General features: G+C 32.8%; 15 protein-coding genes, 1 pseudogene and 1 riboswitch. Of the genes and pseudogenes, 4 read left to right on the forward strand and 12 right to left on the reverse strand.

The genetic code is table 11. The annotated features are described in order from the left end of the window. Positions 1-6: 6 nt before the first annotated feature. Positions 7-759 (reverse strand): diadenylate cyclase CdaA, encoded by a 753-nt coding sequence (cdaA, locus tag ACL_RS06765; RefSeq protein WP_012243291.1) that lies wholly within the window; start codon positions 757-759, stop codon positions 7-9. 240 nt (positions 760-999) lie between these two features. On the opposite strand from cdaA, the gene ACL_RS06770 reads away from it, so the two are divergent. From ACL_RS06770 to ACL_RS06780, 3 genes are all read left to right on the forward strand, one after another. Continuing rightward, complete coding sequence (locus ACL_RS06770) at positions 1,000-1,302, forward strand: winged helix-turn-helix transcriptional regulator (protein WP_012243292.1); 303 nt, start codon at positions 1,000-1,002, stop codon at positions 1,300-1,302. Beyond that, entirely contained in the window at positions 1,289-2,539 is a 1,251-nt protein-coding gene (hflX, locus tag ACL_RS06775) for a GTPase HflX (protein ID WP_012243293.1), read from the forward strand. Before ACL_RS06770 ends, hflX begins: the two co-directional genes overlap by 14 nt. 68 nt (positions 2,540-2,607) lie before the next feature. Further along, a riboswitch (purine riboswitch) is annotated at positions 2,608-2,710 on the forward strand. Positions 2,711-2,815: 105 nt separating this feature from the next. After that, complete coding sequence (locus tag ACL_RS06780) at positions 2,816-4,183, forward strand: NCS2 family permease (RefSeq protein ID WP_012243294.1); 1,368 nt, start codon at positions 2,816-2,818, stop codon at positions 4,181-4,183. 223 nt (positions 4,184-4,406) lie between these two features. On the opposite strand, the pseudogene dcuC reads toward ACL_RS06780, so the two are convergent. From dcuC to dusB, 7 genes and pseudogenes are all read right to left on the reverse strand, one after another. After that, positions 4,407-5,792, reverse strand: a pseudogene (gene dcuC / locus ACL_RS06785) (C4-dicarboxylate transporter DcuC). 18 nt (positions 5,793-5,810) lie between these two features. Next, positions 5,811-6,731 (reverse strand): ribonucleoside hydrolase RihC, encoded by a 921-nt coding sequence (rihC, locus tag ACL_RS06790; protein ID WP_012243295.1) that lies wholly within the window; start codon positions 6,729-6,731, stop codon positions 5,811-5,813. Further along, complete coding sequence (locus ACL_RS06795; RefSeq protein WP_012243296.1) at positions 6,728-7,648, reverse strand: ribokinase; 921 nt, start codon at positions 7,646-7,648, stop codon at positions 6,728-6,730. The genes rihC and ACL_RS06795 overlap by 4 nt, the downstream gene beginning before the upstream one ends. After that, positions 7,632-8,054: a GNAT family N-acetyltransferase gene (locus ACL_RS06800; RefSeq protein ID WP_012243297.1), complete on the reverse strand. Its 423-nt coding sequence runs from the start codon at positions 8,052-8,054 to the stop codon at positions 7,632-7,634. The genes ACL_RS06795 and ACL_RS06800 overlap by 17 nt, the downstream gene beginning before the upstream one ends. Before the next feature lie 105 nt (positions 8,055-8,159). Next, the gene (locus ACL_RS06805; RefSeq protein WP_012243298.1) at positions 8,160-9,149 is read right to left on the reverse strand and encodes a LacI family DNA-binding transcriptional regulator; all 990 of its coding nucleotides are present in this window, start codon (positions 9,147-9,149) and stop codon (positions 8,160-8,162) included. Between the two features lie 187 nt (positions 9,150-9,336). Beyond that, positions 9,337-10,761 (reverse strand): uracil-xanthine permease family protein, encoded by a 1,425-nt coding sequence (locus ACL_RS06810; protein WP_012243299.1) that lies wholly within the window; start codon positions 10,759-10,761, stop codon positions 9,337-9,339. Between the two features lie 201 nt (positions 10,762-10,962). Then, positions 10,963-11,973, reverse strand: a complete 1,011-nt coding sequence (dusB, locus tag ACL_RS06815; protein WP_012243300.1) for a tRNA dihydrouridine synthase DusB — start codon at positions 11,971-11,973, stop codon at positions 10,963-10,965. 63 nt (positions 11,974-12,036) lie between these two features. On the opposite strand from dusB, the gene hslO reads away from it, so the two are divergent. Next, entirely contained in the window at positions 12,037-12,909 is an 873-nt protein-coding gene (gene hslO / locus ACL_RS06820) for an Hsp33 family molecular chaperone HslO (RefSeq protein WP_012243301.1), read from the forward strand. 36 nt (positions 12,910-12,945) lie between these two features. Here the strand turns inward: hslO and ACL_RS06825 are convergent, their stop codons facing one another. The 4 genes from ACL_RS06825 to ACL_RS06840 all read right to left on the reverse strand — a co-directional run bounded on the left by ACL_RS06825 (position 12,946) and on the right by ACL_RS06840 (position 15,402). Beyond that, complete coding sequence (locus tag ACL_RS06825; protein ID WP_012243302.1) at positions 12,946-13,833, reverse strand: DUF4097 family beta strand repeat-containing protein; 888 nt, start codon at positions 13,831-13,833, stop codon at positions 12,946-12,948. After that, a complete protein-coding gene (locus tag ACL_RS06830; protein ID WP_012243303.1) occupies positions 13,830-14,393 on the reverse strand; it encodes a DUF1700 domain-containing protein in 564 nt (187 codons plus the stop codon). Before ACL_RS06830 ends, ACL_RS06825 begins: the two co-directional genes overlap by 4 nt. 12 nt (positions 14,394-14,405) lie before the next feature. Next, positions 14,406-14,708, reverse strand: coding sequence for a PadR family transcriptional regulator (locus ACL_RS06835; protein WP_012243304.1), 303 nt, complete (start codon positions 14,706-14,708; stop codon positions 14,406-14,408). Between the two features lie 121 nt (positions 14,709-14,829). Next, on the reverse strand, positions 14,830-15,402 hold the full coding sequence (locus ACL_RS06840; RefSeq protein WP_012243305.1) for a Maf family protein: 573 nt from the start codon (positions 15,400-15,402) through the stop codon (positions 14,830-14,832). Positions 15,403-15,434: the final 32 nt, after the last annotated feature.

Raw genomic sequence — 15,434 nt, forward strand, 5'->3', positions numbered from 1 at the left:
ATCCCCCTACTTCATGAATAATGATAAGTATTCATTTAAAGTACTTTCATCTTTCATTTTTGTCATGACACCGTTAATCGCTAAAGAAATAGAGCCGGTTTCCTCTGATACTACAACTGTAAGTGAGTCCGTAATTTCTGATATGCCTAATGCTGCACGGTGTCTTGAACCTGTGGTCTTCTCAAAATTTTCATTACTAGATAAAATAAAGTAAGCACCCGCACAGACAATTTTATCTCCACGTACGATCACTGCACCATCATGTAGTGGTGTGTTTGGTGTAAATACATTGATCAGTAGTTCATGTGAAACTTCAGAGTTTAAGGTAATAGCTCTTTGAGCATATTGGTCTAAGTTATTATGTTTTTCAATTGTAATTAAACCACCAATACTTTGTTTAGATAATGAAAGTGCTGCTTTAATGATTTCAGATTTGGTGCGCTCACTACCCATAATGACTGCACCTTGTCTTATTGTCTCTTTCCATAAGGATTCAAGTGTTAATCTAAAGTCTGGCGCACCTACAACAATAATAAATATTAGTAATAATACCGGTAATTGATCATATGCACCGCTTGCCATTTTTAGTCCTAAGAAATCTGCTAAACCAAATAGAAGCCAAATAATAATATAAAGCAGGAACATCGAAAAAACACGTTTATTATATAAAACGAATTTAAGTATTAATACAATTAATATATAGATTAAATAGAAGTCTAATATACTCCACCAATCTAAATTTACAGCCCAATCTGGCATATAATCACCTTCTTATTATTGTCAAGTTCAATTATGATTATATCATAATACCTTATGTTTTCTTATATATACTTTGTATTAATGACTGATTTATGCAAGTTAAAAGATTATCTTCTACTTATCTTGATTCTATATAATGTCACATATTCATTTAGATTACTATGTATTGATAAATGTGCGTGATATAATCAAGGTGTCAAAAAGATACTATCTTACTAATGTAAACTATGGAGGTGTCATATGCAAAGTTGTTCAGTAGAACGTGCAGTCAACTTATTTGGAGATAAATGGAAGTTTTTAATTATACGTGATCTTATGGATGGTAAGATGCGTTTTTCAGAACTTAAAAACTCTATAGGAAATATCTCTCAAAAAGTATTAACTCAAAATTTAAGAGCTCTTGAAAGTAATGGATTACTTACAAGAACTGTTTACCCAGTTGTACCACCCAAAGTAGAATATGAATTAACTGAATTAGGTTATAGTTTAAAACTTGTGATAGACGCACTTAGAAAATGGGGAGAATTATATGCAAAAGCTTGATAGAGCTATTTTAGTTGCACTTAATTATCAAGGTAATTATGAATCATGTAAGCTGTCACTTGATGAATTAGAAGAGTTAGCAAAAGCTGTTCAAATTAAGACTGTAGATAAAGTTATTCAATCCAATGATAAAATTGAACCTAAATTTTTTATTGGTAGTGGAAAAGTTTTAGAAATCAAACAAATGATAGATATCTTAAATGTTGATATGGTTATTTTTGATGATACCTTATCCCCTGCCCAAATCAGAAACTTAGAAGAGGCTTTAGATGTTCAAATATTTGACCGTGCCTTTTTAATTTTACAGATTTTTGCATTAAGAGCTCAAACCAAGCAGGCTATGCTTGAAGTTGCACTTGCTCAAAAACTTTATATGCTACCACGTTTAGCTGGTATGGGTAAATCTCTATCTAGACAAGGTGGTGGTTCATTTAACGCTAAAGGGCCTGGTGAAACCAAATTGGAAACAGATAGACGTCGATTAAATATGGAAATCACACGTTTAAGAGTATCGCTTGAAGGTATTAAAAAAGAGCGTGGTGAATCTCGAAAACGTCGCTTTAAAAATAGTATTCCAGTTGTAGCACTTGTTGGTTATACCAATGCCGGTAAGTCTTCTTTAATGAATCATTTATCTAATCTATATGGTACAAATAAAACTGAAGTATTTGAAAAGGATATGTTATTTGCTACACTAGACACGAAATCTAAACGTATTCAAAAAGACAATCAACCACCTTTTATCTTAATTGATACCGTAGGTTTTATATCTAAACTACCACCAGAGTTAATTAAATCTTTTGAATCTACTCTAGCAGATATTGCTTCAGCTGATCTTATCTTACATATTGTTGATGGTAAAAACTATAGTCCGCTACAAATAAACTTCACTAAACAAGTCATTAAAGATCTTGGTTTAGAAGAAACACCTAGATTACTTGTAGTGACTAAGAAAGATTTATTAGTACATCAACCAAATATATTAGAAGATTATTTATTAATCTCTAATAAAACTGGTGAAGGCATGAATGACTTATATCAAGCAATTAGTGCACATATCTATAAAGACTCAAGAATATTTAAACTACTACTTCCTTTTGATAAGGGTTCTATTTATGAACGTCTAAAATCAGATACAACCATTATTGAAACAAACTACACTGCTGATGGTATGTTTGTTAAGGTTGTACTCACACCTTATCTTTATAATTTATATAAACCTTATATCATGAATTAATTTTTACAAAATTTACACATTCTATACAATTGATTTATTGCAAATTTGATCTTCACATGATATACTTTTTCCATGTTTGATAGTTTTGTCGTATAATTGGCTAAATATGGTGGCCAGAGTTTCTACCGCAATACCGTAAATATTGCGACTACGATGAGCAACTTTTCTTTTTTAAGTTGTCATGTAGATAGAAACCCTTTGTACCTTCAGCAAGTTCAAATGGTTTTTTTTGTTTTTGACATCCTTTCAAACAAAAAAGAAAAAGGAGAATCATAAATGAATCAAATTAAAAAGTTCTTCAAGTTTGAAGAACGCGGCGCGTCTTTCCGTGCAGAAATTATTGGTGGCATTGTCACATTCTTAGCGATGAGCTATATTTTAGTCGTAAATCCTGGTATTGCATCTGGATTATGGTCTGGAGAGGCTGGTATTCCTTATGGTGGTGTATTCTTTGCAACTGTAGTTGGTGCATTTATCGCAACCATGGTGATGGCTTTACTAGCAAACCTACCCATTGGTTTAGCACCTGGTATGGGTGTGAATGCATTCTTTGTAGGTGTCATTATTGGCCAATATGGCTACACATGGCAAGAAGCACTTGCATTGAGTTTTATTGGTGGACTTTTATTCTTACTTATCTCATTAACACCATTAAGACGTACCCTTATACAAGCAATCCCACAAGATCTTAAAGCTGCAATTGGTGTGGGTATTGGTTTCTTTATTGCTTTTGTAGGTTTACGTTTATCCGGTGTTTTTGTTTGGAATGGTCAATTACAGTTAGGTGATCTTACAAGCCCTTCTGTCTTACTTGGACTATTTAGTGTTGTTTTAATCTTCATTGTACACTCTTTAAAACACGGTATTTCTAAATTCTCATTTATTATATCTATCGTTGTTACAGCACTTGTTGGGTTACTCTTAGGTCAACTTGGTGTTCAAAATATGCCATCCTTTGGTGAATTCAATTATGATGCATTTGCAGATATTCCCAATGTTGCTTTTGTTGGTGTATTTGAAGGCTTTAAAACTGTATTTACACAACCAGTATTTACTACACTATTCTTAGTATTTGCTCTCTTATTTGTGGATATTTTCGATACTGCTGGTACTTTAGTAGCTGTTGGTAAATCTGCTGGTTTAGAAGATAGTGAAGGTAATATTCCTAATTTAGATAAAGCACTACTTGCTGACTCTATTGGTACACTTGTTTCTTCTACACTAGGTACACCTGAAATTACTTCTTATGTAGAATCTACAACAGGGGTTGAAGCTGGTGCTAAAACAGGATTCTCATCTGTTGTGGTTGCACTATTATTCTTATTATCTTTAGCATTATTTCCAATCTTTAATATCTTTACACACTCTTCTGTAACACTAGGTGCACTTGTTTTAGTTGGTGTGTTAATGTCTCAACAATTAAAAGAAATTGATTGGTCAAACATGACTTCTGCTATTACAGCATTTGTTGTGATTGTTGGTATGATTTTTACATCAAGTATTGCTGATGGTATCGCATTTGGATTTATCGTCTATACTTTAATTAAACTTGTTCGTGGTGAGTATAAAGATGTTCACCCAATTATCTATGGATCAAGCGTATTATTTGTTGTATACTTCATCTTAACTGCAAACCTCATTTAATACATAAATTATTTAATTAATTAAACAAAAGAGTTCACTTAGCTGGAAGTGAACTCTTTTTGTATGTTAGTAAGATGTTTGAATCATCTAAGAATATGAATTAAATATCGTTTCATGTTGTTTTTTACATAATCATCCATTAGATTTCTATCCGTAATAAAAATGACTCTAAGTTTTATGCACACTTAGAGTCATTTTATTTAAGTTTTTATGAAATATTATTTTATAAGAAGAATAACATTGATAATAAGAACATAAATATGACACCGGCAACCATTGGGACCCAAGTACGTTTTACGATACTAAATGGTGTTTGTTTCGTTGAACCAGCGACAATAACTATCACTGCTGAAACCGGTGAAACAGCTCTTAGTAAGTTACCTGCTAAGCCCATTGGGACTGTAATAGCAAAAGCACTAATACCTGCTGCAAGTGCTAATGGTGCCATTAATGGTACCATCGCATAGAATAAAGCTGTACCTGAACCAGATAGAATAACAATAACTGCTGTTAAGATTACTAAAATTAGTGGCAATGTGAAGCCCGGAACATTAGTTGTGGTCATAACTTCTTGAAGATGTGAAATAATACCTACTGATTTTAAACCTTCAACAAAGACACCTGCTGCAACTAATAATGCAACAATACCCATTGCATTACCCATACCCTTGAAGAATGATTCTGTACCATCTAGTACTTGACGTGGGTTTCTACTTCTAATAATTTCAGCAACGACTGCAATCAAGAAGGATACTAGTGTAACCAATTCAACAGACATAGAAATATCGGTTGTACCTGGAATTAAGTTATAACCATATAAGGCTAATAATAGCACGATTGGTAATAAAGGCAATAGTGTATAAACTGTTTTATAAAGTGCACTACCTTTAACTTCTTTGATTTCTTGTAATTGTAGTTCTTCTACTTGTACAACACCCTTTGTTGTGTCTTTTTTATCTGAATATTTTTGCCAGAAGTAGTGAACAACCGCCATGAATAATAAGGTTGGTACAGATACAATTGCATGGTAGCTAAACACATAAGTTGCAACATCCATACCTAATTCGGCAGCTATTGCAACGTTATCGCCACCAAGTGGTGTTGGCATAACTGTAGCTGTGGTTGCAATTACAGCGGCTGCTGTTAATGTTGACATACCTGATTTCTTTAATACCGGATATAAAGTTGCCAACAATATAATAGCTAGGTTTGATGCACTTGGAATAACTAGAGATAATACGTTACCTAGTAAAAAGACAATTGGTACTAAGATCCAAGCAGATTTGATCCCTTTTAGTGGTTTGGTCAATGTGTTAACAGTGACTTCATTCGCACCAATTGCGCTCATATAAGCCGTGTAACCACCTTATATTAAAATGATGAATCCGGCACGTGGTAGGACAGCTTTAAATTGATCAATAATCAAATTAAATGGTGCCATAAATTCTGAAAACTGTGTGGTTGGTAGATTACCCATAAACATAGCAACTACAACCAATAACATCCCTACAACGAGCAATGTAACCTTGATGTCTAATTTCTTTAACAGCATATAAATAACTGCTGCAACAGCTAATATACTAGCCGCATACATTAAGAATAAATTCATATTTTATCTCCTGTTTTTTTAGTTGCACTTAGAAAGTGCATTTAATAACCATTCACTAAACATACTCGCATTGATATCTAGACAAACAGTTGCATTTGGTTCTTTCTTCAAATAGCCTTTTAAGTCTACTAAAGTAGTACCTGCTGTATATTCACCTTGAGTTTCTATTGAAACATGTGTATAAACTGTTTCATACATTTCTTTTTTAAGTAAGTATGCTATTGCACAAGAATCATACATTTTTAAACCAGTTTTCAAAGAACCACCACGGTATTTTTGGAATAATGAATAAATCATTTCACCAGTTTTATTTTGTGCTTTGATTTTAAGTGAGTCTTCATGGAAAACAAGTGCTTTCCACCCAACATCTAAACCAGCCATCACAATCTTTACCCCTGATTCAAATACAATCTTGGCTGCTTCGGGATCAAAACCTATATTAAACTCAGAATATACCCCATAATTACCCCTAATTGAAGAACCACCCATCAAAACAATCTCTTCTATATGAGGTTTCACTTCTGGGTAGGTTGATAACAATAAAGCAATATTTGTTAATGGTCCAATCGGTACTAATGTTATTTTTTCACTAGATGCTAAAATAGTACGTCTCATTGCCTCAACTGCGTGTTCTTCTAGTAAGACACTTGTATCTGGTGCTTCAAAATCATAACCATCCATACCAGACTCACCATGAACACCTGAAGCATCTTCGTTTTGTCTAAGCAGTGGTTTCTTAGCACCTTTTGCTACCGGTACACGCTTATTCCAAAAAGTTAATAACTTGAGTAAATTGTTAGTAACTTTATCTAGACTCACATTACCTGATACAGTGGTCAATAATTTTACATCTAATTCTTCTGAGAATAATGCAATTGCAATTGCAACAGCATCATCAATACCGGGATCGGTATCAATTATGATTGGTTTTTTACTCATTTTGATTCCTCCATTAATTTTTCTATATCACTGTAGGTGCCCATTGCATCTTCGACACCTTCTTTTAAGCAAGCATATGCGCCAGCTGCTGATGCAATCTTTAAGCATGTTGTTATAGGTTCATGCATTGCTAATCCATAAGCAAATGCTCCTATGTAAGCATCACCAGCACCAGTTGTATCTACTGTTTTAATCTTATAGGCTTTGGATTCATATAACTCATCTTTAGACATGTAGACAGAACCTTTAGAGCCCATTGTAACTATTAATCTTGTGATACCTTTTTTAAATAAATATGATGCTGCTTTTTTAACATCTTGTTCGTGTGTTGGGTATACACCTGATAAAATCTCACATTCTGTTTGATTTAAAATAATGTAATCCACATAAGGATAAATATCTTCCTCTAAATATCTAGAAGGCGCAGGATTTAGAATCGTAATCATATTTAATGACTTCGCCTTCTTAAACGCACTCTTTACAATTTCATACGGAATTTCATATTGAGATACCAATATATCACCTGGATTTCCTTGAACTGCCTCTAGTACTTTATCTTGTTCTATTTTATGGTTTGCACCCTCATGTAATATAATTCGATTATCACGATTAGTTCGTGTAATAAAGGCCATTCCAGTATGGCTGTCTGCTAATGATACGTATCTAGTATCAACACCATTTTTTTCGATGGATATTAATGCTTCTTTGCCAAAAATATCTTTACCAACAGCAGCAATCAAATAAGTTTTAGCGCCAAGTTTTGCTGCTGAGACAGCCTGATTTGCTCCCTTATCCCCAATATTTTTGATAAATTCATGACCACTTTTAGTTTCCCCTTCAAGTGGTATTTTGTCAACTGAAATTGACATATCAACATTAATACTACCTAATACATATACTTTATTTTTTTGGTTCATAAAACATCACCATTCCACTTCCAAAACCTTCACTAGGTCTTTCAATAAAACCATATTTAGTATAAAACTTTTCTTTTCCCGGTGTAGACATCAGACCAACATATGCACCTTTTGCTGCGTGTTGATCTAGGTACTCAAATATGCTTAACATCAATAAATGACCAATACTCTTATTCTGGTACGCAGGAATTGTTACAACATCTTTGATAAAAAATGCTATTCTATTATCTCCAACAATACGAGCAATTCCAACTGCCTTTTCTCCATCATATGCAACAACTGTGTACAAGGAGTGCTTAATTGCTTCATCAATATCCCCATCTTCATAGGATTTGAAACCCACTGTATCTCTAATTTTTTTATACAGTTCTACAGTTAACCCATTTTTTACAATATTTATATTCATAATTGCTCCTTTGGTAAAACGTTTTACCTAGTTACACCTACATCATATCAAAAGATGAAAACGCTGTCAAGTATTTTATTAAAAAAAATAAAAGGCACTACGTGCCTAATATTTTTTAAATGTTGGTTTTAATTCTATTACTGTATCTACAGGGTGATTATTTATGATATTCAATAGAAGTTCTACTGATTTCTTGCCAAGATCGGAAATATTCTGTTCAATGGATGGTAATTCCAATCCAAGCATTCTTGAAAACTCCAAATTATCATATCCTACGACTTCAATATCATTAGGTACATTTTTCCCCAGTTCTCTTAGCCTTTTAATCACACCATAAGCCATTAAGTCATTTCCTGCAAAAAGAGCATCACAATTTTCTAATATCAGTTTATCTGCAATCTCATAACCACTTTGAAATCTATAATCACCAGAAAATACAATAGATTGGTCAATGTTATATCCTGCTTGTTCTAATGCTTTAACATAACCTTCATAACGATAAAGTCCATTTACCGAGATATCCTTAGTCGATAAACACGCTATTTTTTTATAACCTTTTTCAATTAAATATTGAGTTGCCATGTACCCACCTAACTTATTATCAAAAAATACTTGTGGATGATTTGGATTACCTATGTTTCTATCTACCATAACAAATGGTGTGTTCAGTCTTTTTAATAATGATTCATATGAGGATTTGTGTTTAATACTATCGTTTGCTACTGTTAATAATAACCCATCTACTCCTCTATTTACTAAGTTTTTCAGAAGAGATAAATCTTGCTTATAGTCATCATTGCTATTAACAAAAATCAGACTATACCCTTCTTGTCTGAGTTCATCTTCTACTTTTTTAGCTAATGCACTAAAGAATAAGTTTTCTATATCAGGAATTAATAACCCAATGGTTTTAGATTGCTTCATCACTAAGTTTATAGCACTAAAATTCGGTTCATAATCATGCAATTGTGCTAACTCTTTTATTTCTGATTTTTTTGATTCGGAAATTCTAGAAGGTTTATTGTTTAATACTAAAGAAACCGTCGTAGCTGATACATTGGCTAGTTTTGCAAGTTTTTTGATCGACATTTTCATTAAGATTCCCTCCTATTTATATCCTACAACAAAGTAACACTTTAATCAAATTGTTTTACATATTTAATAAAATAAAGCATTTTAAGCACATCATATATAAGTTATAATCTTATTTTTATAATATCAAAAAATGTCGCTTCCGTAGAAACGACATTTTATATTTATATCTATATGAATATTGTCTATACTATGCTTTAGGTTGATCTTTTGATTTTGCTTTCTTATCTAATAAATTTAAGCCTATATTTAGTAGGATACCACCTAACGCTGCAACACCAATACCTGGTAAGACAAAGCTTGATGTTACAGGTATAGAGTCCACACCTAGACCTACAATACCAATAAATGCCATAACTGCAACAACTTTTGAATCAAAGATATCTACCTTCTTTTCAATCATTAATGCAATGCCTTGAACTGCGATTGCCCCAAATAAGTAAAGTGATACACCTTGAACCACAGGATTTGTTAGTATTAAACTCAAATTACCCAAATTTAACACCTCTAGTAATAGACCCACTATGATTGCTAGAATACCAGTTATTAAGAACACATAACTTGAAAAGTTTTTAGTGACTGCGGATGCACTGACGTTTTCACCATAATTGGTTCCAGCAGGTCCACCACTTAATACAGCTACAATATCACCAATACCATCACCAATAAGATTTGTATCAAGCATCTCTCTAATCTTGTAATCTTTACCATCTTTTTGGTTTGATAAGTTATTCACATATAAATCTATTTGATTTACGTGCGCTGCAGATTCAGGGATGGTTGCAAATGCAATTGGGAAGATTGCAATAAGCGCTACACCAATGAGTTCTGGTAATTGAAATGCTGCTGGAATTGTAACCCATGGCATGACATCTAACATGGATACTGTTTGAGTATTCATGATTCCGTCAAAATATACTGATAAGTTATTAAATGACCAGCTACCACCTAAACTTGGTACCCAAACCATGTAAGAAACTACAACACCTACAAGAACACCAATTAAGATTGGGATTTGTGATACAAATCCTTTCTTTAATATAACTGTCATGATAGCAATTGTTAAGAATGTTACCATAGATACTAATACACTTAACCAATCCACACCATTTGGTCCTGTATTTAATATACCATTCATAACGTTTTCTGATAAGACAAGGCCGATGATCATAGCAATCATACCTGTGATATGACCAGGTAAAATCTTATCAATCTTGTCTTTGCCAAAATGCCTAATTAAAAGGCCCGCTCCAATTGACATTAATCCGCTCAAGACGGAAGCAATTAAAACAGACCCTAAAACTGTAGATGATGAAGCTAGATTGTCAACACCATATGTTACGACAATAGCAACAGCTCCAATATATGAAAATGATGAACCATAATATAATGGGATTTTAAAATTTGTTACCAATAGGAAGGTAATTGTAGCAATCCCGCTTGCTAATATTGCTGCTGGTATGGAATAGAGTTCTAATCCAAAACCATTCATTATGATTGCCGCTAATACGGTTGCTGGTAACATAACCAGAAACTGCTGTAGGGCAAATACAATTGATTTACCTAATGTTGGTTTATCATCAGGTAAGTATCCAACGATGTCTCTTTCTTTCATATGTATCTTCTCCTTTGTTTAAAATGTAATTTTTCCTAAAAAAAAGACACTTTATCAAGTGCCTAATTAGAAGGTGTGTTCTGTTTCGACCTTAAAGTGCTCTCTTTAGGACTTACATTTCATCCAAGTATATCAAAGCTTAAAACCAAATGCAAGTAATTTAATCAAAAGAAATATTTAATTTTAAAATAGAGGATATTTTTATGACTCAGTTATCTCAATAACGTTACCATGTGTGCTCATTACATCATCAAAATACATTTCTAAGTTTTCCATATACTCTGCTCTATTGGTTGTACGTGCTAATTTTGCACGTACTTGACTAGCCTTTGGTAAGCCTTTTAAATACCAAGGACCATGTGAACGCATTTCTAAACATGCGGTATGTTCACCTTTGAGTTTTGCTAGATCATCAAAATGTCTAATCATTAAAGTTTTAACTTCTTCATATGTACGCACAGGTGTTTCTTCACCATTTAAATATGCATTAATTTCTCTAAATATCCATGGGTTACCAAGAGATGCTCTACCAATCATCACGGCGTCACAACCTGTATACTCTAACATATGCTTAGCACTTTTACCATCCACAATATTCCCATTACCAATAACTGGAATAGATACTGCTTCTTTAACCGCTTTAATAACATCTAAATCAGGTTCACCTGAATAACCTTGTGCACGCGTACGTGCGTGTACAGTAATTAATGATGCGCCTGCTTTTTCAATCATTTTAGCAACCTCAACAGCATTAACAGATTCACTATCCCAACCACTTCTGATTTTTACAGTGACAGGTTTAGATACTTTTTCTTTAATAGCTTTTACAATATCATATATTTTTTGAGGATCTTTCATTAAAGATGCACCTGCTTGAGCACCAATTGCTACCTTTGGTACAGGGCATCCCATATTAATATCAATAAAATCACAATTCGAATTTTTATCAATAAACATGGCTGCCTCAACCATTGTTTCTAAATCACTACCAAAGATTTGTTGAGCTGCTGGTTTTTCTTCAACCGTCATATAAAGCATTTGAAGTGTTTTAGGATTTTGAAAAAAGATAGCCTTATCAGATACCATCTCTGCAAAAACAACCCCTGCACCTAATTGACGCGCCATTAATCTAAAAGGATGGTTAGATACTCCAGCCATAGGCGCTAAGATTAATTTGTTTTCTACAACATAATTTCCCAATTTGAAACTCATATTTATCACCGAGTGTTATTTTAACATACAATATAGGTTATAATAGGATTTGAGGATTATTATATGAAAGATTACACATTAATTGCATTAGCTTACAATCAAGAAATAAGAATTTATACATCTGTTTCAACAAACTTAGTTGAAAAATCTAGGAAGTTACATAAAACACTCCCAACCGCATCTGCTGCAATGGGCAGATTTTTAACAGCTTCTGCCATGATGTCTTTAATGTATAAAGACGGTGAAAGACTTACCCTAAAAATAGATGGTGATGGTCCGATTGGACAAATGACAGTTGAGGCGAAAAATGGGGTAGTTCGTTCTACAATTTTAAATCCAAATGTCTACCTAGTCTACGGTGAAGGACCTAAGATGGGTAAACTTAATGTTGGTGCTGCAGTTGGTGCAGGCACATTAAGTGTTACCAAAGACTGGAAAGAAAATTATTTCACCTCAAGTTCTCCACTTCAAACAGGAGAAATTGGAGATGATTTCACTTACTACTATGCAACCAGTGAACAAACACCATCAGCAGTTGGTTTAGGTGTTTTGGTATCTCGTGGTAAAAAGGTGATTCAAGCTGGTGGTTTTATTATTCAAGTACTTCCACACGCTAGTGAAAAAACACTCAACCAACTAGAATCAATTATTTCAAAAATCAATTCAGTTACCGATTTATTAAAAAGTAACCACACACCGGAAGATATGATTAATATTCTATCTGATAACACTGGTGAAATTTTAGAAAAACATGAACTCAAATACCACTGTGGTTGTAGCCGTAAAAAATACTTCGATGCACTTTCAAGATTAAACAAACAAGCACTTGAAGATATCTTACACGAAGATGGACAAGCTGAAGTGGTTTGTCAGTACTGTAATAAAAAGTACATTTATACAAGTGAAGATTTAACTAAGATGATTGCTTCAAAATAGCATTAAAAAGGGATGAAAAATTTCATCCCTTTTTTGTTAGTTTGTATAAATATTTATATTGCCTGCACTTGTTATAACATCAACTAAACTACCTGTTCCACTTTGATATGTATTAGATACCTTAGACCCATTAATTCGTGCATCCCCTGCACTTGTTGAAAGTTTAAACTGATAACTACTTATATTGCTATTTAGCCTTAATAGGACATTTCCAGCAGATGATTTTAATGTATAACTTAAAGCATTCGTCTTTTCTACTGTTACATTACCAGCACTTACAGTAGCTGTTAAAGTATCAGTTATCTCTACTTGATTTAAATTGATATTACCGCTTTGTCCGGTTAAACTCACTACCCCTGTTGATACGAGATCAACTAGTTTAATATTACCAGCTGAGACCTTGATATTTATATCACCATAACTACCTTTAATTTCTACATTACCAAACTGCGCTATGATGTCTAGTTTTCCTAAAGCCGCATCTACTTCGACATTACCTGCAGCTGTAGATATGTTCATGTCACCTACATAACTTACCGGTAACTGTATAGATAGTAGTCCATACTCACTTGGTCTAATCCCAAATGAAAACCAGTTGAAGAATTGATTATCTTGACTTAGTATCATATTTAATCTGCCAGCACCATCTACTGTGATAGACATTTCTTCTGTTTCTTTTAAGTAATATGTAATATGTGGTTTATCAATAGTATCTGATACTGTGATATCAATATTTCTATATTCTGTTGATACATAAATACTATCAAATGTTAAATCAATATCCTCTTCGTAAAGTGTATAGGATGCTTGATCAGTCAGTGAATTTTGAACAGACTCAATACTTGCACCTGTTAAAAAGCCTGAAATGATTAAACCAATACCAACAATCAGTAAGATATATAAAACTCTAATAACTATTTTCATGCTTTATGTCCTCCACTTACTAAACGGCTAATAATCTTAACAGATCCCTTTAATAAATACGTAAATAGATAAGAAATATAGTATAAGATAATCATCGCAAGCGATATTGCTGTAACGTATGCACCAATCACCGCAAGTATCGTACCTACATTAGATCCTGATTGTAGCATTTGATACATCAATACAATAAATCCTAAGATACCTGATATACCCACTGCAATACTAGAAATAATTAAAGCAAAGACAACTATAATAAACGCTAAGTAAATAATACCTAAAGGTATAAGAATTGGCATTGAAAATAAGAAAATTAATAGTGAACCAATATTCTTACTTACTTCCTTTTTATTTTCAGGTTCTCTTTTTGAAAGTGCCTGTGGAAAAGCCATACGACTAATCATGCGAATATCATAGCTTTCTATAATACGATCCATCGCCTCACCATTTTCATAGCGATCTGAAATAATTTCTTCATAATACGCTAGAATCTCATCAATTTCATGTTGATACAATTTTTTTGATTTAAGTTCTTTTTCTAAATCTTTTAAGAATTTTTCCATTGTCTTCCCCCATTAACCCATGATAATGTCATAGATTTTTTTAATGTCTTTCCACTCTTCTAAGTAACTATCTATATAGCGTTTGCCGCTCATTGTAATTTTGTAGTATTTTCTATTCCTACCTTGATATATCTCATTATAAGTAGATAATCTACCATCTTTTTCTAGTCGTCTTAAAACAGGATAAAGTGTAGACTCACTCATTTGAACATATTCATTTAAATCAGACACTAATTTATATCCATAACTTGGTCCCTTGGTTAATAAGGCAAGTACAAATAATTCTATAACGTGTTTTTTTAGATCTACTGGCATATGTACCTCTAACTTTCAACTATATTATATGTCGCATAGTATTATGTGTCAAGTAATATAATAAATAAAAATAAAAACCTATAAATCAGTTATCGAATTGATTTATAGGTTTTAGTTAATTTCATTTTAATTTTGGCACTATATTAAAGTCTTTTAGTTTTTCTAAAACTAATTTTAACGGTAAGCCCATGATCGTATGAAAATCACCATCATATTGTTTAATTAATTTAGCACCAATACCTTGAATAGCGTAGGCACCGGCTTTATCCATTGGTTCTTTGGTTTGTATGTAACTTTCAATATCTAAAGTACTTAGTTTATTAAAGGTCACACTTGCAGATTCTACAAATACTTCTTTTTTATCCTTACTTACGATACAAACACCTGTGTAAACATGATGTGTTTTATCGTTAAGTAATTGAAGCATTTTCTGTGCATCTTCTATATCTTTGGGTTTACCTAAAATTTCTCCATCCACTTCTACAACAGTATCTGCAGTTAGAATAACATCAAGAGGATATTTATGAAGTAGTGCCTTTGCTTTATTTTCTGCAATAGTTTCTACATATTTAAGTGTATCACCTTCAAATGCTACTTGGCTTTCATTATAGTCACTTGGCACCAATAAAAAGTCAATACTTGCACTTTCAAGTAGTTCTTTTCTTCTGGCTGAGCCAGAACCTAATATTAACATAATAATCTCTCCCTATACATGATATAATATTT

The sequence above is a fragment of the Acholeplasma laidlawii PG-8A genome (genome assembly GCF_000018785.1).
Classification (GTDB): domain Bacteria; phylum Bacillota_I; class Bacilli_A; order Acholeplasmatales; family Acholeplasmataceae; genus Acholeplasma; species Acholeplasma laidlawii.

What these genes read in the sequence shown, in the direction of transcription:
- cdaA (WP_012243291.1), bottom strand. Translation starts at nt 759, where the DNA reads ATGCCAGATTGGGCTGTAAATTTAGATTGGTGGAGTATATTAGACTTC.
- ACL_RS06835 (WP_012243304.1), bottom strand. Translation starts at nt 14,708, where the DNA reads ATGCCAGTAGATCTAAAAAAACACGTTATAGAATTATTTGTACTTGCC.
- hflX (WP_012243293.1), top strand. Translation starts at nt 1,289, where the DNA reads ATGCAAAAGCTTGATAGAGCTATTTTAGTTGCACTTAATTATCAAGGT.
- ACL_RS06780 (WP_012243294.1), top strand. Translation starts at nt 2,816, where the DNA reads ATGAATCAAATTAAAAAGTTCTTCAAGTTTGAAGAACGCGGCGCGTCT.
- ACL_RS06830 (WP_012243303.1), bottom strand. Translation starts at nt 14,393, where the DNA reads ATGGAAAAATTCTTAAAAGATTTAGAAAAAGAACTTAAATCAAAAAAA.
- ACL_RS06770 (WP_012243292.1), top strand. Translation starts at nt 1,000, where the DNA reads ATGCAAAGTTGTTCAGTAGAACGTGCAGTCAACTTATTTGGAGATAAA.
- ACL_RS06810 (WP_012243299.1), bottom strand. Translation starts at nt 10,761, where the DNA reads ATGAAAGAAAGAGACATCGTTGGATACTTACCTGATGATAAACCAACA.
- ACL_RS06800 (WP_012243297.1), bottom strand. Translation starts at nt 8,054, where the DNA reads ATGAATATAAATATTGTAAAAAATGGGTTAACTGTAGAACTGTATAAA.
- dusB (WP_012243300.1), bottom strand. Translation starts at nt 11,973, where the DNA reads ATGAGTTTCAAATTGGGAAATTATGTTGTAGAAAACAAATTAATCTTA.
- rihC (WP_012243295.1), bottom strand. Translation starts at nt 6,731, where the DNA reads ATGAGTAAAAAACCAATCATAATTGATACCGATCCCGGTATTGATGAT.
- ACL_RS06805 (WP_012243298.1), bottom strand. Translation starts at nt 9,149, where the DNA reads ATGAAAATGTCGATCAAAAAACTTGCAAAACTAGCCAATGTATCAGCT.
- ACL_RS06840 (WP_012243305.1), bottom strand. Translation starts at nt 15,402, where the DNA reads ATGTTAATATTAGGTTCTGGCTCAGCCAGAAGAAAAGAACTACTTGAA.
- hslO (WP_012243301.1), top strand. Translation starts at nt 12,037, where the DNA reads ATGAAAGATTACACATTAATTGCATTAGCTTACAATCAAGAAATAAGA.
- ACL_RS06795 (WP_012243296.1), bottom strand. Translation starts at nt 7,648, where the DNA reads ATGAACCAAAAAAATAAAGTATATGTATTAGGTAGTATTAATGTTGAT.
- ACL_RS06825 (WP_012243302.1), bottom strand. Translation starts at nt 13,833, where the DNA reads ATGAAAATAGTTATTAGAGTTTTATATATCTTACTGATTGTTGGTATT.